The 17,652-nt window shown below is 60.1% G+C and carries 13 protein-coding genes and 1 tRNA gene; 9 read left to right on the forward strand and 5 right to left on the reverse strand.

Annotated elements, in window-relative coordinates; translation table 11 throughout:
• Positions 1-57: 57 nt before the first annotated feature.
• Complete coding sequence (locus LAO20_07055) at positions 58-753, reverse strand: RNA methyltransferase (protein ID MBZ5531172.1); 696 nt, start codon at positions 751-753, stop codon at positions 58-60.
• 173 nt (positions 754-926) lie between these two features.
• Between LAO20_07055 and LAO20_07060 the strand changes: the two genes are divergently transcribed.
• Positions 927-1,700 (forward strand): ATP-binding cassette domain-containing protein, encoded by a 774-nt coding sequence (locus LAO20_07060; GenBank protein MBZ5531173.1) that lies wholly within the window; start codon positions 927-929, stop codon positions 1,698-1,700.
• Positions 1,697-2,482, forward strand: a complete 786-nt coding sequence (locus LAO20_07065) for a metal ABC transporter permease (protein MBZ5531174.1) — start codon at positions 1,697-1,699, stop codon at positions 2,480-2,482. Before LAO20_07060 ends, LAO20_07065 begins: the two co-directional genes overlap by 4 nt.
• 13 nt (positions 2,483-2,495) lie before the next feature.
• Here LAO20_07065 and LAO20_07070 read toward each other — a convergent pair whose 3' ends face one another.
• Both LAO20_07070 and map read right to left on the reverse strand, forming a co-directional pair.
• The gene (locus LAO20_07070) at positions 2,496-3,767 is read right to left on the reverse strand and encodes an aminopeptidase P family protein (protein MBZ5531175.1); all 1,272 of its coding nucleotides are present in this window, start codon (positions 3,765-3,767) and stop codon (positions 2,496-2,498) included.
• Between the two features lie 98 nt (positions 3,768-3,865).
• Entirely contained in the window at positions 3,866-4,660 is a 795-nt protein-coding gene (gene map, locus LAO20_07075) for a type I methionyl aminopeptidase (protein ID MBZ5531176.1), read from the reverse strand.
• 345 nt (positions 4,661-5,005) lie between these two features.
• Here map and LAO20_07080 point away from each other — a divergent pair.
• The 3 genes from LAO20_07080 to LAO20_07090 all read left to right on the forward strand — a co-directional run bounded on the left by LAO20_07080 (position 5,006) and on the right by LAO20_07090 (position 9,997).
• Positions 5,006-5,080 (forward strand) — tRNA-Asn (locus tag LAO20_07080).
• Positions 5,081-5,486: 406 nt separating this feature from the next.
• A complete protein-coding gene (locus LAO20_07085) occupies positions 5,487-8,693 on the forward strand; it encodes an acyl-CoA dehydratase activase (protein MBZ5531177.1) in 3,207 nt (1,068 codons plus the stop codon).
• 86 nt (positions 8,694-8,779) lie between these two features.
• Entirely contained in the window at positions 8,780-9,997 is a 1,218-nt protein-coding gene (locus tag LAO20_07090) for a hypothetical protein (GenBank protein ID MBZ5531178.1), read from the forward strand.
• 250 nt (positions 9,998-10,247) lie between these two features.
• Here the strand turns inward: LAO20_07090 and LAO20_07095 are convergent, their stop codons facing one another.
• Both LAO20_07095 and LAO20_07100 read right to left on the reverse strand, forming a co-directional pair.
• Positions 10,248-11,771 (reverse strand): B12-binding domain-containing radical SAM protein, encoded by a 1,524-nt coding sequence (locus tag LAO20_07095; GenBank protein ID MBZ5531179.1) that lies wholly within the window; start codon positions 11,769-11,771, stop codon positions 10,248-10,250.
• A 704-nt stretch (positions 11,772-12,475) separates the two neighbouring features.
• Positions 12,476-13,705 carry a DEAD/DEAH box helicase gene (locus LAO20_07100; GenBank protein ID MBZ5531180.1) on the reverse strand — a complete coding sequence of 410 codons (1,230 nt, stop codon included), beginning with the start codon at positions 13,703-13,705 and terminating at the stop codon, positions 12,476-12,478.
• Between the two features lie 491 nt (positions 13,706-14,196).
• Between LAO20_07100 and LAO20_07105 the strand changes: the two genes are divergently transcribed.
• The 4 genes from LAO20_07105 to LAO20_07120 all read left to right on the forward strand — a co-directional run bounded on the left by LAO20_07105 (position 14,197) and on the right by LAO20_07120 (position 17,651).
• On the forward strand, positions 14,197-14,913 hold the full coding sequence (locus tag LAO20_07105; GenBank protein ID MBZ5531181.1) for an aspartate/glutamate racemase family protein: 717 nt from the start codon (positions 14,197-14,199) through the stop codon (positions 14,911-14,913).
• Positions 14,914-15,535: 622 nt separating this feature from the next.
• Positions 15,536-16,135, forward strand: coding sequence for a sigma-70 family RNA polymerase sigma factor (locus LAO20_07110; GenBank protein ID MBZ5531182.1), 600 nt, complete (start codon positions 15,536-15,538; stop codon positions 16,133-16,135).
• Positions 16,132-16,962 carry a hypothetical protein gene (locus LAO20_07115; protein ID MBZ5531183.1) on the forward strand — a complete coding sequence of 277 codons (831 nt, stop codon included), beginning with the start codon at positions 16,132-16,134 and terminating at the stop codon, positions 16,960-16,962. The genes LAO20_07110 and LAO20_07115 overlap by 4 nt, the downstream gene beginning before the upstream one ends.
• Entirely contained in the window at positions 16,959-17,651 is a 693-nt protein-coding gene (locus LAO20_07120; GenBank protein MBZ5531184.1) for a hypothetical protein, read from the forward strand. Before LAO20_07115 ends, LAO20_07120 begins: the two co-directional genes overlap by 4 nt.
• Position 17,652: the final 1 nt, after the last annotated feature.

Here is a 17,652-nt window from a genome sequence, read left to right on the forward strand (position 1 = left end):
GAGCCCGCGACCCCAGCACAACTGCGGGCTTCGGCCGCGAAGAATGCAATAGAAACCTCAGTCGCGCAACTTTCTGAGAATTTTTCGCATCATCCCCAGCCAGACTTCCGCATCATCGGCCTGCAAGTTAAGTCGTCGGACCAGCCGGCGCACTTTTTCTTCGGTTGAAACGTCTGCTCCGGGCTTCACGTATTCGCTGGCGCGCAGGGCTTCCAGCAGCATGTTGGTGAAGCGTTCCACGTCGCCGGCGGCGGCCATCGCGGCCGGCTGCGGCGGCTCCGAGGAACCCGTGCGTGCCACCTCAAACAGGCACACGGCCACAGCTTGTCCCAGATTCATGGAGCTGTGTTCCTCGCGGGTGGGAATGCGCATGAGCCAGTTGCAATGGCTCAAGTCTTCGTTGCGCAAGCCGCGCTTCTCTGATCCGAACAGCAGCGCCACGCGTCCGACGGCCAGTTGCTCGCGGATGGTTCGCGCTCCGTCCTCCAGAGGCCGCAGCGGGTGCTGCAGTTCGCGATGCTGCAAAGCCGACGTGCCCACCACCAGCCCGCAGTCGGCCACCGCTTCCGCCACGCTGCCGTACTCAGCCGCATCCGCCAATACTTTTTCTGCGCCAACCGCCGAACGCGCCTCGCGAAAAGCGATCTGGTAAGGGTTCACGACGCGCAGTCTGGAAAATCCAAAGTTGCTGATGGCCCGCGCGGCCGCGCCGATGTTCAAAGGATTGCGCGCGGCCACCAGCACCACGCACATCCGGTCGAATTGGCGCGAAGACGGCAAGGCTGGCCATTTTACGCCATGGGCGATGACCACGCGCGGCTACTGCTCCCAGCGGCCCGAGCGGGCGTGATCACAAAACTGGAGTGAGCAAAGTCACGCCGGAGCAAAGCGATTGCGAATAGACTATTGAGTGGAGAGCGTCACCTATGAACAGTAGCTTTCCCGGCGCAGTCGTCAAATCCGCGTTGCCACAGAATCCTCGTCCAGCGCAGCCCGTTGTCCCCGTTCTTACCGTTCAAGACCTGACGATCGCCATCGGCGAACGGACCATTGTTCGCAACGCCAGCTTCTCCCTGGACGCCGGCGCCAGCTTGGCCATCGTTGGGCCGAACGGCTCCGGCAAATCCGTTTTGCTGAAAGCTCTGCTCGGGCTCCTGCCTTACACGGGGAAGGTTGACTGGGCATCAGGCACGCGCATCGGTTACGTCCCACAAAAGGTTTCCGCCGACCCGCACCTGCCGCTTTCCGTGCGCGAGTTGCTGCAAGCCAAAGCCAAGGTGCAACGGCTCTCATTGGAGCAAGTGGCCGCCGCGGTTGACTGGACCGGCGTAGTCGGCCTGCTGGATCAACGCGTGGGGGCGCTTTCCAGCGGCCAGTTGCAGCGAGTGCTCATCGCTTTTGCGCTGGCCGGCGAACCCAACGTGCTCCTGGTGGACGAACCCACTTCCAGCCTGGACGAACCTTCTGAAGAGCACTTTGCTGAGCTCCTGAATCGCGTCCGCACCCAGCGGGGAACTACGCTGGTACTGGTGTCGCATGACCTCACGCTGGTGCGCGGCTCCGCTACGCACGTTCTCTGTCTCAGCGCAACCGCGGCTTCTTTCGGCGCGGCCGCGGAGATGCTGGTACCCGAGGTGCTGGAACGCGTGTACCGCCAGCCGGTGGAGTTTCACGCGCACGCCCTGGAGCACGACGCATGAAGCTCACCGCCAGCCAGATCTATGAAATGACCGCGGCATTTCTGGTGGCGATTGCCGCAGGCCTCGTCGGCGGATTCGCTCTTCTGAAGCGCATGTCCCTGGCCAGCGACGTGGTTTCTCACCTGGCCCTTCCCGGCATCGGCATTGCCCTGGTGTTCAAGCTCAACCCGCTGCTGGGCGCGGCGTCAACCTTACTGATCGGCACGCTGCTGGTCTGGGGCATTGAAAAGAAAACCGGGATCGCCACAGAGGCAGCCATCGGCGTGGTCTTTGCCGCTTCCCTGGCCGCTGGAGCGCTCATCACACCCAAGGAAGAACTGGAAGAAGCCCTGTTCGGTCAACTGCAGCCGCTGAATCTGGTGGGATTTCTGATTGCATCGACGGCCGCGCTGGCGATTGTGGCCGTTGTACTGGCGCGCAAAGAACGTCTCACGCTGGCGCTGTTTTCGCCGGACTTGGCCGCCGCGTCGGGAGTCAACGTAAGCCGGATCAGCCTGGAGTTTCTCCTGCTCTTCAGCTTGACGATCCTGGTTTGCCTCAAGTTCCTGGGCGCGCTGCTGGCCGGCGCGTTGCTGATGATTCCCGCCGCCACGGGACGCAGAGTGGCCACGGGCATCAACAGTTTTCTCATGCGGTCCGTGCTGGCCAGCATCGCGGCGGTGGTGGCCGGCCTGCTCATCTCCACCAAGCTGCCGGCATCCGTGAGCGAAGGGCCGATCATCGTGCTGGTGGCAGCCGCTGGATTCGTGGCGGTGACTCTGATGGCCCGCGGACAGCAGTGATGCGACTTTGCCCCTAGATGTGCTTGGGAATCTTCTCGGTGAAAACTTCGTAGCCTTTGTCAGTGACGTGCACGTTGTCTTCAATCCGGATACCGCCAAAGTTCATCATCTTGTCTACGCGGTCCCAGTTGACGTTGTCGCGATGGCGCTTGCGCAGCTCGGGGTCCTGCAACAGCGCCGGTACAAAATAAATACCCGGCTCAATGGTCACGGTGTAACCCGGCTTCAGAATCAGGTCTATGCGCAGGAAGCGCAAGCCCGGAGTGTCACTGCGTTTGCGCCCGGGCAAGTAACCGCCGGCGTCGCGCACGCCCAGACCAACCATGTGTCCAACGCCGTGAGGAAAGAAGAGCGCTTGCGCGTCCTGCTCCAGCAGCGAATCCACGCTGCCTTTGAGCAGACCAAAATCAACTAAACCTTGGGCAATCTGCCGCGATGCGCCCAGATGAATGCTCTTATATTCCGTCCCGGCCACGCACTTCTTCACCGCCGCTTCCTCAGTGGCCAGCACGATCTGGTAAATGTCGGCCTGCTCGGCGCTGAAACGTCCCGACGCAGCATAGGTGCGCGTGACGTCTGAAGCGTAGCAGCCGACCTCAGCGCCGGCATCAATCAGAATCAACTCGCCTGCGCCAAACGCGCGGTGCGACGGCGAGAAGTGAAACACCGCCGAGTTCGGCCCGCCGCCGACGATGGAGTCATACGCGGTTCGGTCGCCGCCATTGCGGAAGAACGCCGCTTCCAGCTCAACCTGTGCCTGCCGCTCGGTGGCGCCCGGTTTCAGAAATGGTTGTACGGCTTCATATCCCGCGCGCGAAGCTTCGGCGGCCTTGCGCATCCGTTCCAATTCAATTTCATCTTTGGGTCGCCGGACTTGATTCAGGCCTTCGCGAACATCGGCTTCCAGCGCCGCGTCCGACGAGATGCCAGCAATGGGGCAACCCAGGTTGGCGACGCGACGGCCCTTGCGTTTTTCCATCCACGGTCCGAAGTCTTCGAACGCGAGGCCTTCGTCGGCGACGGTGGAACCGATCCACACTTTTTCGTCCTGGGTGACGCGGGGAACAAAATCCATCCAGCCGTCCTGCGGATCATAGGCCAGCACACCGCCGGGACGTTCGCGGTCGGTCAGATAAAAATATTCGGAGTGCGCGCGGAAGGAGTAGGTCTGGTCGGCCCGGCCGGGGATAAAGATATAGTCGCCGGAACCGATCACCACGACTTCATCTTTCAAGTTCCACTGCGCAGCGGCTGCTTTTTGCCGGCGCTCAAGATAATTTTTCATGCGCAGGAGTATAGCTGATTCGTGAAAAGGCATGCACGGCCGGAGGCGCAGATCAATTTTGTTCGTTGTCGCTCGGTGAGACAGGAATTCGGGAAAAGCTAACCCATTCCCCAGCCTTGCCCATCAGGTCCGCAGGTCAGCACGGTAACGCCATCTTCCGTGATGGCAATGGTGTGCTCGAAGTGTGCCGCAAGGCTGCCGTCGGCGGTGACGTAGGTCCAATGATCGTCCAGAACGCGCAGGGCTTTGGTGCCCACGGCCACCATGGGCTCAATGGCCACCACCATCCCGGCCTGCAGCTTGAAATCGCCGGAAAAGGGAGAAAAATAATTCGGCACCTGAGGTGACTCCCACATCTGCTGTCCAATGCCGTGCCCGCACAGGTCTTCCACCACGGCGAAGCCGGCGTTCTTAACGTTGCTTTCCATCACGCGGGCAACTTTGTTCCAGACGATGTTGGCCTTCATCTTTCGAATGGCCAGGCTCAGCGTGCCTTCACAAATCTCCAGCAGCTTTTTCGCCTCTGCGCTGATTTCGCCCACCGGCCAGGTGACGGCCGCGTCGCCGCACCAGCCTTGGTAGCGCACGCCGATGTCCACGCTGACAATGTCGCCGTCTTGGAGTTTGCGCGGTCCGGGAATGCCGTGAACGATTTCTTCATTCACGGACACGCACGCGCACGCCGGAAACGGAGGCGCGCCCTGCACCTTGTGTCCCTTGAAAAGGGGCTCGGCGTGGTGGTCGCGGATGACTTTTTCCACGACGGCGTCAATTTCGGCGGTAGTTGTTCCGGCTTTCACCAGCGAGGCGGCTGCCTGGTGCGCTTCCCAGACCACTAAACCTGCTTTCCGCATCAACGCGATCTGCGCTGCGGACTTCTTCTCAATGATCATGCTGGACGAAATTATACCTGAGCGGTCAGGGGCGGCCCGAAGTGGGCTTGGAGAGAGCTTCTTCGGGATCGCAGCGTGCCCAAATGAATAAGATGAGAAAGTCAACCGCTGATTTGCGCGGATAGGCGCTGATTCGAGCAGGAGGCCTCAGAAATCGTGAAGGAATCGCACCGGCAGGAGTGCCGGTGCCACACGGGCATCGAGGGAGATCATCATCTCCATGAATCCGGTTACGATCGTTCACCTCCGGCCTTTCCAATCAGCTGATTTTCATGCTATCTTTGGGTCTGACAACTTCAAAACTGGTCTGCACTTTCCCTCAGCGTGCAGACGAGGTTTGCCCACTCCTCAGTAGCTCAATGGCAGAGCATCCGGCTGTTAACCGGAGGGTTGTAGGTTCGAGTCCTACCTGAGGAGCCAATCTTTTCAGGCGGTTAGCGCGCTTTCCCGAGATCACAAATTCGTCACCTTGGGGAAAACCTTGGGGACCCTGCCAGAATTTGAAGTTAGAATCGAAACAAGGGATGATTCGCTCATGCTTAAAACTTAGGTGGCTCGGTGGGCCGTTGAGTTGCTTCCGCTTGCTCTTTCGCCAAACTGACCTGTCTGCTAGCGTCGCGCGTGCCGCATTTCTGCCTCGCAAAAATCAGATGCAAAAGGAAAACGCCGTAGCGCCAAGTCCGTCCTGCTCCTGCCCGATTTCGAACATGCCAACGACAACGCTAGGAAAAGTCCTGTTCACCCAACAAGTGTGATTCGCGTCACAGCGGTTGCTGGGCCGCTCAGCATACAAAGTAGCACTATGGCCTTTAATCGGGGGTGAAAGATGCGATTGGGCCTGGATGTGGGCAGCTCCAGTGTGAAGCTCGCTGCCGCCTTGGAGTTAGACGAGACGGAAGGCTTGTCCCAGCGGCTTTCTTCCGCCAGTACGTTCCACATGACGCCGCAGATTGCCGGCGCGAACGCACCCACCTTGGTCGTGTCGCACTACAGGCGGTGCCTGGGCGATCCTCTGCAAAGCGCGCTTGATCTTCTTGACGAATTCCGCACCAACTTTTCTGACCTTGAGACCAGCCACGTTTGCATTACCGGCTCCGGCGGGCGGCGCGTAGCGGAGGTCCTGGGAGCAAGCTACGAAAACGAGTTCAAAGCTATCGCCCGTGGCATAGCAACCGTGTGTCCGCAGACTCGCACTGTCTTTGAGATGGGTGGAGAAAGTTCAAAGTACATTCTCATGGATGACCTGGCCTCTGCTGAAGAGGGCAGCAGTTCGGCCCTGCGGCCGCAGGGGGGCATCCTGGATTATTCCGTCAGCGCTGAGTGCGCTGCCGGGACCGGATCGTTTATTGACCAGCAGGCGGCCCGCCTGCAATATCGCGTGGAAGAAATTGGCGCGGTCGTGTTGCAGGCCAGGACGGGCGCGCGCATCGCGGGACGCTGTTCCGTCTTTGCCAAGTCTGACATGATCCATGCCCAGCAGAAAGGCTATCGCACGGACGAGGTACTAAAGGGCTTGTGCGAAGCCGTGGCGCGGAACTTCAAAAGCAACATTGTGAAAGGCAAGAAGGTTATTCCTCCAGTGGCGTTTATCGGCGGGGTCTCGCAGAACGCCGGTGTGGTGCAGGCCCTGGCTCAGGCTTTCCGGCTGGCCCCGAATGACATCATCGTTACGGAGCTCTACGCCTGGATGGGGGCCATTGGCGCTGCTCTACTGGAGCAGCCGGCCGGAAAGAAAGCAGTCCTTTGCACCGTGGACTCTCCTTGCAGCGTGGTTTCCCCGTGCGACATGAACGCTTGCCACCCGAACACCGGCCCAGCTTCCCATGAGCGCCTTTCTCTGGACCAGGTATTGCTCCTGCGCGAGCATTCTGAGGCCTCGCGCACCGATCCGCTGCCTGAAATAGGCGCGGAGAAGCTTCCGGTCTATCTCGGCATTGACATTGGGTCGGTGAGTACAAACTTGGCCGTGCTCGATGAAGGCGGAGGATTGCTCCACGGCATCTACCTGCGGACGGTCGGCCGGCCCATTGAGGTCGTCAACCAGGGGCTGAAGGAAATCGAAGGGCTTTTCGGCGGCCGCATTCACGTTCGCGGCGTAGGCACCACCGGCTCCGGCCGCGAATTGATTGGCGAGTTGGTAGGCGCGGATACCGTGAACGATGAAATCACCGCACACAAGACTGGCGCCATCTTCGTCCACCAGAAGCTGGTACGGAGCTGCGCCACTGGAGCGGCCGCCGTCGGCGACGTGGATACGATTTTTGAAATCGGCGGCCAGGACTCCAAGTACATCTCTATTGACCACGGTGTGGTCGTGGATTTCGCGATGAACGAAGCCTGCGCTGCTGGAACCGGGTCGTTTCTGGAAGAACAAGCCGAGCACCTGGGCATCCAGATCAAGGACCAATTTGCCCGGCTCGCGCTGGGCTCGACGGCGCCCGCGTTCCTGGGAGAGCGCTGCACGGTGTTCATGGAGCGAGACGTCAATTTTGCGCTGCAGCGCGGCGCCAAGGTTGAAGATCTGGCGGCCGGTCTGGCCTATTCCGTGGCGCTCAATTATCTCAACCGTGTTGTGCGCGGCAGAAAGATCGGCGACGTGATCTATTTCCAGGGTGGGACCGCATACAACGACGCGGTTGCTGCCGCTTTTTCCCAGGTGCTGGGCAAGCGCATTATTGTGCCTCCACATAACGGAATCATCGGCGCCATCGGCATGGCCTTGATCGCACAGGAAGTCATTGCCACGCGGCGCCACACCGGCCGCGCAAGCCAGGCAGCCAACGGCCTTTCGACCTTCCGCGGATTTGATTTGAACCAAACGAAGTTTGCCACCCGCGAGTTTGTCTGCCAAGCCTGCTCCAACTACTGTGACATGAAAGAAATCACCATTGAAGGGCAAAAGACTTACTGGGGAGACAAGTGTTCAGACAAGTTCCGCAAGCGCACGCGCACCGAGCGCAGGCCGGTGCTTGAGGACTTGTTAGCCTTCCGCGACCGCCAACTCTTCCATGGCTACCAGCCAGGCCACCAGAATGGGAACCGCAAATTGGCGGGCAAAGGCCGGCGCGTGGGCATCCCCCGGGCCATGTTCTTTTATGACCGTTTTCCGTTCTGGCGGCGTTACCTGGAGGAACTTGGATTTGAAGTGGTGGTTTCCGGGCCGACCAACAGCTATTCTGCCGCGCGCGGCGCCGAATTGAGCGTCGCCGAGCAATGCTTCCCTGTGCAGATCGCGCACGGGCACGTGCAGGAACTGCTGGCCGGGACCGCCCAGCGTCCGCCGGTTGATTATGTGTTGTCCCCCAACGTCGTGGACATGGAAGCCCCCTCGTCCACCACTGCCTCGCAACTCTGTCCCTGGAACCAGACGCTGCCCTTCGTCCTGCGGGCCGCTCCGGAGTTCTGTGCGGACTCCACCAAGTTCCTGGCGCCCACGGTGTACTTCCGGCTGGGCTGTGAACACGTGAAACGGCAACTGTCGGAGTATTTCTCCGCTCTCGGAGTGGGCCGAAGGCATAGCGACGCCGCCACAGACGCCGCCTACCGGGCGCAGGCGGCCTTTGCGCAGCGCCTGGTCGACGCCGGGCACGAGGCCTGTGCGCGCCTGCAGCAGACCGGCGCACCTGCGATCCTTCTGCTGGGCAGGGCCTATAACATCTACGATCGCAACAGCAATTGCGACATCCCGCGCAAGCTGCGCGATCTTTACGGGGTCGACGTCCTGCCGCTGGATTTCCTTCCCCTGGATGAGATACCCGGTGAAGACCTGCATGCCAACATGTACTGGCACTCCGGACGCCGCATTATGGCCGCCGGACGGTTCGCCCGCAGCTTTCCCAACCTCCACGTCGTTTACATCACCAATTTCAAGTGCGGCCCGGATTCCTTCATCAAGCATTTTCTGCGCGACGCGACCGACACACCGTTTCTGGTCCTGCAATTTGACGGGCACGGGAATGATGCCGGCTATTTGACGCGCTGTGAGGCTTATCTCGACAGCAAGGGGATTTTACGATGCTCTTCAAGCAACTAGACAGCTGCGCCCGCGTGTCCCCGCCAGTCAAGCTGGCGGGGAGGAAAATCTGGCTCCCGCGGGGGGACGGGGGCGGCACGTTAGTCATGGCCGCGGTGTTTCGGTCCTTGGGCATTGACGCGGAATGCACTCCGCCCTCTGATGAACGCACCCGCGAGCTGGGCGCGCGCCATACCTGTGGCGACGAGTGTTATCCCACCAAAATCACGCTCGGCGACTTCTTGAAAATTCTGGAGCAGCCCGGCGTCGACCAGCACAAAACGGCATTCTTCATGCCCACCAGCCAAGGTCCTTGCCGGTTCGGGCAGTACACACCGCATTTGAAGTCCGTGCTCAAGTCGCTGGGCTATTCCGGCGTCGCCATCGTCGCCCCCGACAGCGAGAATGGCTATGACGATTTCGGCAAATCTTCCACCGCCTTTGTGCGCGGCCTGTGGCGGGCCATTGTTGCCGGCGATCTTATGCTCAAGCTGCTGTACCGGACCCGGCCCTACGAAGTCACCGCTGGCAGCGCCGATGCGCTGTACGAGCAGTGCCTTGCCGACCTCTGCCGTGTTATGGAAACACCTTTTGCCGGCCCCGGCGAACAGATGGAAGCCTTGCGCGACGCCCTTGTGCGCTGCCGCTCTCGCTTCCGCGGCCTGCCGGTGCGTCAGGACGACCGCTTGTTGATTGGCGTCGTCGGCGAAATTTTTTGCCGCTTGAATACCTTCAGCAACAACGATCTGATCCGCCGATTGGAGGCCTTCGGGGCCGAGATGTGGATGAACGATTTCTCCGAATGGATCTGGTACACCAACTGGGAGCAGGCCCAGTTCTTGCGGCTGAGGGGAAGACGGTTCTCCAGCGAGAGCTTCGTGGCCATGTTCCGCAGGCGCCTTCAGAAGCAGGACGAACATGAAATGGTCTCGCTCTTTCACCATGATTTCTTCGGACAGGAAGAGCCGGACGACGTGCAGAACGTGCTCGACTTCGCCACACCTTATTTGCCGTCCCCAGGATGCTCGGGAGAGATGGTCCTGAACGCCGGGAAAGCGGTGTACTTTGCGCGCAAGGGTGTAGACGGGGTGATTGATATCAGTCCGTTCACCTGCATGAACGGAATCATTTGCGAGGCAATTTACCCGCGCATCAGCCGCGACAGCGCGGGCCTGCCCATTCGCAATTTCTACTTTGACGGGACCCAGTCCGACCTGGAAAGAGACATCGGCATCTACTTGGAACTGGCGCGCAATTACCGGCGCCACAAGCCCTGGCCCCGAACCGTCGCCCGATGGCCCGCGGTAGGAGCAAGTTGCGGGTAGCTCGACTTTCGGCTTCCTCCCAGATCCCGGACGAACCGGAAGTTATTCCGGGCCAGAAGTCCTCTCCTGAGAAGTGCTGTTCCGCTGGAACCAAGCGCTCCGATCGCGGTCGGATGACAGAGCACGAAAGTGCTGTTCCAAAACCTCATCAAAACCGTGGCGCTAAATAGTTGAAATTCCAAGCCCGTCGCCAGGGCCGTTTTTAAACCAGGGTTTTGCCGCTTGCAACTTTTGGGACCAACCAAGAGCGTCAAGAGAGCGCTTCCACCGGTGGCGGGACTTGCAGGTGCGGCATGGGACGTCCGGCAAACAGACGTCTGGTTGGTTTGGCCAGCCAGCGCGCCCATCGTGCCGACCACGCGACGCGCGCGCTGTCAGTGGCGATGCCGGTATCGGCGTACATCCGGCGGTAGAGTTTGGAAATCAGGATGAACGCCAGGCGTCCTTTGAGCGAACGCAGGAAACTTGAGCGCTTCCAGATCACGCGGAAACTGTAGAACTGGTCCCACACGCCCTGCGTGCGGCGGCGAATCTCGTCGGCCGCCATGACCGGATGGGTCCAAAACAGTTTGGGCCGGATCGCCTGCGGGATCAGCCATCCGCGGGTGAGGGGGACACCGGCGATGCGGGTCGAGTCGCCCTCCATGGTTTGTTCCCAGCGGGCAAAGTCCACGGTCCCTGGAAACGGCGTGAGCATGACGAACTGCGCGAAGGTCAGCTCCGCTTGCTCGGCCACGGCGGCGGTGGCGGCGAACGTCTCCGGGCGGTCACTGGGCAAGCCGAAGATGAACGATCCCAGAACGTGGATGTCATGCCGGCGGAATTTGCGCAGGCGGTCCACCAGATTCTGTCCGGCGAAGTTGAAATCTTTGTAAACGTCCTTCAACCCTTCCGGTGTTACGGCTTCCACTCCCACCAGCGCGCCGTGGATGTGGGCTGCCTTCATGGCCGCAAGAAACTCCGGATCTTCCGCGGCTTCCATGGTGATCTGGGTAAAGAACACGGTGTCAGACGGAAGCTGGGCCAGGCGCGCCATCAGTTCGAAGCGTTCCGCCCGGATGCTTTTCAGTTCGTTCAGCCGGGCGGTGTTGTTCTGCCGCGAAGCCAGCTCCATGTCAGTCAAAGTGACAGGATAAAAATTGTCATCGGCAAGCGCGATGAAGCGGAAACCCAGGCGGCGCAGGTGGACGATCTCTCCTAACACGGAGTCAGAGGAGCGCTGGCGGGGGCGCTGGCCGTCCGTACGCCAGACGGAGCAGAACGAGCAGTGCTTGGGGCAGCCCCGCACAGTTTGCACGGAAGCCCACATATAACGGTTGGGAGGGAGCAGGTCCCAGCGCGCGGGCAGAAATTCCCGGCCTTCAATCCGGCCGCCCACATAGATCGGCTGCGGAGCGCCGTGAGCGCAATCCTCCAGCACGCTGGCCCATGCCAGGTCGCCATCGCCTTTGACTACGGCGTGGGCGCCGCCCAGTTCCATGGCCTCTTCGGGATAAAGCGTGGCATGAATGCCGCCAAAAACCACGTAAGCTCCCCGCTGGCGCGCCATTTTTCCGAGCTCATAGCCCCGCAGAGCGTTGCCGGTATGGACCCCAATGCCCACCACATCACCGGGCTCGATCATCAGTGGATCGGTGGTGGCCAGAGTTTCATCCACCAGATGAGGTGTGCCGTACGATGCGGGCGTGGCTGCGGCCAGCACATAAAGCCAGCGCGGAGTAATGACGGCAGTTCCAAACGACACATTGCTCGGATTAATTAAATGGACTTTCATGAGTGGCAGCAGCTCCTTGGGGGCAGGTTGCGATGAAAGATCAATTTCGGGCGGGATAACTTTGAAAAATGATCACTTGACGCTCAACGTGCCGTTGCGGTCAGCCGTTGTTGCGAGAAAGGCGCTGTTTTCAACAAGTCCATGCTTGCCAATCCAGGAGCACGGATGCGTCTTTAGTCCATCCGATCATACTCCTCCGCTGGCCGTTTGCTCGCAAAAAGCAGGGCCGCATTCAAGAGGAGAGCAGCTTTGCGGGGCGCCAATCACGGCGCGACCGCGGTGAGTATGATGTTCCACGCCAACAAAAGCTGTGCAATATTGCACAGTTGCGCCACTTCGCTATGCGTATGCTTCCTACAGCCGAGAGAATCAACGCAGCAGCAAGTTTGGCGAAGAGCCGAATGAAGGAGACAAACACATGAGCGCGACCGTAACCGATTCGGAACCACAGGCAATGCCGGAGGCCCAACCCAAACCTGAAAAGCGCGCTGCCGCGCATTCCTCCGTGGACAAATTTGCCGAAGCCCGCAGGGCCAAGAAGAAGCAGAGGCGCGTGACACACCGGAACAAATTGAAAAGATCAAACACCGGAGGCTGATCGGACATTAAGAGCTTGACCATGAGAACGGGGGAGCCACGTGAGATTGTTTTCTCCGTGACTCCCCCGTTTGGTCTGTTACGCGGTGTTGTTTCTGCTCCGCGGTTTAGATGTGGAGCTGAAGAACTTCTCCGGGCAGCCGCATCTTCTTGGAGCCAGGCTTGACAGATACCGGCACCAGATTGGAAACGTCCACGGGCATCACGCGCGGTTCCTTTTGCAGGTCGCCAGAAACGCGCTCGCGCCGGATCTTCAGTTGCAAGCCCCGCTCCAGCGCGGCCAGATCAGAACGCTCCAGCGGAGTAAAGAAGGTGATGGCGTTGCCGGCAAGGCCCATCCTACCGGTGCGTCCCGCGCGATGGATAAAGTCTTCCGTCACGGCGGGCAGATCGTAATTGATCACCTGGGCAATGTTGTCCACGTGGATGCCGCGCGAGGCCACATCCGTCGCCACCAGCACTTTGGATTTTCCCTGCTGAAAAGCGGCCAGCGCGGCGTTACGCTGCGGCTGCGAGCGGTCGCCGTGAATCACTGAGACGCGCACGCCGGAGCGCTCCAGTTTATCGGCCACACGCTGCGTGGCGCGTTTGGTCCGCACAAAGACCAGGCTGCGTCCGTCTTCGCCTTCAATCAGGCGCTTCAGCAGAGCCAGCTTCTGATCAGCCGGAACTTCATAGGCCGTCAAGTCCACGCTCTCAGACGCTTTGCGGGTGGAACCGAAAGCCAGCCGGACAGGATGCTTCAGGTAGTCTTCCATCAGGTGGGCGACGGAAGGATCAAGGGTTGCTGAGAAGCACATGGTCTGGCGCGCGCGCGGCAACTGCGCCACGATCCGGCGAATCGCCGGGATAAAGCCCATGTCCAGCATGCGGTCGGCTTCGTCCAGCACCAGGGTGTTGACATTTTGCAGGTGGAACATGCGGCGGTCGAGCAGGTCTTCAAAGCGGCCAGGAGTCGCGATGACGAGTTGTGCGCCTTTTTTTAGTAGATCAATCTGGCTGCGTTCGGAGCTTCCGCCAATCAGCAGCGCTGCCGCCGGCAGCTTTTTGCCGCGAAGATGTTCAAATTGTTTGTTGATCTGCATCGCCAGTTCGCGCGTGGGAACCAGCACCAGCACCTGGACGCCCTTGGTGGGCTTGGCCAGCAGCCTTTCAATAATGGGCACCAGGAAAGCCAGCGTCTTGCCGGTCCCGGTCTGTGCCGTAGCCAGAATGTCTTTGCCCAAAATGGCGTGCGGGATGGCCGCAGCCTGGACTTCCGTAGGGTTTACAAATTGGGCCGCAGCAAGGCGGTCCTGTAGATAGGGAGATATTGGTAGTTCGGTAAAGCGAACCATTCGTTTCGTTTTGCTCTCTTGGTCGGCGCCGGTCCGGCGAGACGTTATCAAACGTCTGGGCAGAGTGATCTCATGCCGATTAAGTTGATTTGTTTGCTGAAGATACCCGGGGAAAATTGAATCGGGGAAGTTCCGGACCAGATCTCGATCTCGGCAGCCCTGAAACCAGGAACCTAAAGCAAATACAGTGTAGCACAAAGGGTGCAGTGGGCGCGAATCGCGCCTTGCTCTCAGCTCTCCCTTCCGATCCACGATTCGGAATCAGTGTCATCAGCGTGGATCAGCAGTGAGGTTTCTGCTTTTCCGATCCCGGCGATAACGCGCGATTTCCGCGATCACGGCGATTCTTCCTCTTGCTTTGCCTTCCGATCAGTGTCATCAGCGTTCATCTGCGGTAAGGTTTTTTGCTTTTCGTCGCCTGCGATACGTGCCCGCGTCGGCGTGCTACCATTTTTCTTTTCGGGAGATCTATCGTCATCAGAGCGAGTCCTATGAAAACCATTGGCCTGATCGGCGGCATGAGTTGGGCGTCCACCATTGAGTACTACCGTATTCTGAACCAGACGGCCCATGCGCGGCTGGGCGGCCTGCATTCCGCCAAGGTCCTTCTCTATTCCGTGGACTTCCAGGAGATTGAGCCGGCCATGCGTGAAGACCGCTGGGCCGACGCGGCGCGCATCCTGGTGGACGCGGCCCGTCGCCTGGAAGCCGGCGGCGCCGACCTGCTCTTGCTCTGCACCAACACCCTGCACAAAGTGGCCGGCGAAATTGAACGCGCCACGCGCCTTCCCTTCCTGCACATTGCCGACGCCTGCGGTGAAGCCATCGTCGCGCGCAAACTCAAAAAAGTCGGTCTGCTGGGGACGCGCTTCACCATGGAACAAGACTTCATCTCTTCGCGCCTGGAACGCCGATTCAATCTGGAAGTCCTGGCGCCCGACGCCGCGCAGCGCGAATCGGCCAACCGCATCATCTTTGAAGAACTGGTGCACGGAAGAATCCTGCCGCAGTCCAAGGCCGACTACCTGGAGATCATCCGCGGGCTCACCGGTCGCGGCGCGGAAGGCATCATTCTGGGATGCACGGAGATCGGCCTGCTCATACAGCAGGCAGACGTGGCGGTCCCGGTGTTCGACACCACGCTCATCCACGCCCTGGCGGCGATGGACCTGGCGCTGGCGGGGGAGCCCGTTGCCGCAAAGCACTGAGCCCTCTCCAGTCGCAATAAATCGGACCAACACTCAGCCGAGGGCGGCTGTGCCACACGAGCCAATCAAGCCATGTACTAATTCCTGCTGGCTATAGCGAACAAAATACAGTATAATGGGTGGATTTTCTCAGAACCGGCTTTTGCCATGTTGAGTTCTGCGTGCGGCCAAGGCCTGGGGCGTGCCCGACTCGGCGAACAGCCAGGGGATGCCATTGGGATGAATCGAACAAAGCCTTTGGAATCCTAGTTGAAGGGAGGCGGCAGGGGGAGGGAGAAGAATCGGGTGATCTGGTGATCGGGTCATCGGGTGATCGGAGAACCTTAAACCCGCGCCAAATTGGGATGTGTCGCGTAAGCCCTTTAGATCTTGGGATGGAGAGGGAGGGGAGGGGAGGGGAGGGGAGGGGGGCAAGAGATTGCCAAGAATGCCAAAACTGCCAAAGATCGCCGGGATTGGGTGCGGCGAGTCGTCGAAGATCGCTTCTGCTGGGAACACCACCGCGATCCTCTGCGTATCAAAGGCAGGCCAGAACACGATCTGATACGCCAGAAGGCCGTTGGGGGCGGATACACTGTCAGCGCAAGCTATACTCGTCAACGCAGGTATTCGGAGAGACTGCTTGGAAGATCAACAAACAGGGGCACTTGTCCGCCGATGTCTGGCCGGCGATTCCGCCGCCTGGGAGGAGATCGTCCGCCTGCAGAACCGCCGGATTTACAACCTGTGCTACCGCTTCACCAGCTCTCCCCATGACGCCGAAGACCTCACGCAGGAAGTTTTCATCCGCGTGTACCGCACGCTGGGCAGCTATGATGTTGAAAAAGGGGCATTTAGCACCTGGCTGACCACCCTGGCCCGCAACCTTCTGGTGGACCACTTCCGGCGCAGCAAGCAGGACCGCGTGACCGACTCCCTCGACGCTGGCATCACGGAAGAAGAAGATTCGCCCACCATGCTCAACCGCATTCCCGACCGCGGTCCCGCCCCGGACGACCGCCTGGCCAGCAAAGAGACGCAAAAAATGGTCCAGTTGGCCCTGGGCCGGCTGTCCCCTGACCTGCGCGAGGCGGTGATCCTCCGCGACCTGCAAGATATGGATTACAAAGACATTGCCCAGGTGCTCAAGGTGCCGGAAGGCACCGTAAAATCGCGCATCAACCGGGGAAGAATGGAACTAGCGCGATTACTTTCTCGTAATAAGAAGCAGGCAAGCCAATGACCAAGAATTTCCAAGACGAGCTTCAGTGCAGCCAGTTCGAGGCGCTGCTGGCCGACGTTCTCGATAGCGTCGGCCACGGCGAAGGCGATAGCAGCACTCTCCCGGCCGGCGTCCGGCAGGCCTTTGACGCTCATAGCCGGAGTTGCCCGCAATGCGGTCCGCTGTACGCTGAGACCCGGGCCGGCATGATGCTGTTGCGCTCCATGGAAACTGTGGAGCCGCCCCGGAACCTGGTCCACAACATCCTGGCAACCACCAGCCTGGAAGGCAAGGAAAAGGTGGTACTCGGCGCCACGGATGCCCCGCGCGAGAAGGCCGGCTGGCTGGCCGGCATCCGCCGTTCGCTGAGCTACGCGCCCATGCTCATGCGTTCACGCTTTGCCACTTCCTTTGTGATGGCGTTTTTCTCGCTGAGCGTGACGCTGAGCCTGGCGGGTGTGCGGGTGGGCGATATCGGCAAGATTGACTGGCATCCCAGCGCGCTGCGCAAATCCGTGGTCTTGCAGTACACCCAGGTGGAATCCAAGGTCGCGCGCTATTACGACAACATGCGGCTGGTCTATGAAGTTGAGTCCCGCGTACAGGGACTCAAGAAAGCAGTCGCGCCCAGCGGCGAAGGCAAGAAAGACGACGACGACACCAACAAACAGGAGCAGCAAAACCGCAACACGCCTCCTGATACCAGCGGGCAACCGCAGCCCCATGACACCTACAGCCAGGAGCGTGACAGCACGCCCCAGCTGGCCCAGACCGGACTCGCCAGGACGCCCAGTGGCAGCCTGATGGCCAAATCTACAACCAGAAATGATGAAGGAGCCTCACTATGAACTGCGCCGTACACTCTGAAACCCCGGCAGTAGCGTTCTGCCGAACTTGCGGGAAGGCGCTGTGTGAAAACTGTAAGCGCGATGTGATGGGAGCCGTCTATTGCGAACCCTGCATCGCCGTCCGTTTGCAGACCCCGCCGCCTCCTGTTCCCGTGGTGGTGCCGGCTGTTCCCGGCGCACCCAATCCCGGCATCGCGGCATTTCTGGGATTCATTCCCGGCGTGGGCGCCATGTACAACGGCCAGTTCGCAAAGGCTTTCATCCACGTAATGATGTTCGTGCTGGCGATTGTGGCCACCAGCAACATCTCCGATTGGTTCGGTTTCGCCATCCCCTGCGTTGTGTTCTACATGGTCTTTGACGCGTTCAAGACCGCGCAAGCCAAACAGATGGGCTTGCCGGCGCCGGACCTGCTGGGGATTGACAAGATGTTTGGCCTGCAGGAATCGCAACCCCAGCCGCAGCCGGGAGCGACGGCCGCGGTCGCAACAGGCGCACTCCCGGGTACGCCACAGCCACAGTCTGATCCGCTGTCGGGCGCGCCGACGGGAGCGATCGTCCTGATCGCCCTGGGAGCGATCTTCCTGTTCAAGACCGTTTTTTACATTGAGATGCACCGCATCTTGCCGGTGTTCTTGATCGCCCTGGGCCTGTGGATCGCCTACAAGCGCACGGCGCAAAAAGGATAAT

The sequence above is a fragment of the Terriglobia bacterium genome (assembly GCA_020072815.1).
GTDB lineage: Bacteria > Acidobacteriota > Terriglobia > Terriglobales > Acidobacteriaceae > Angelobacter.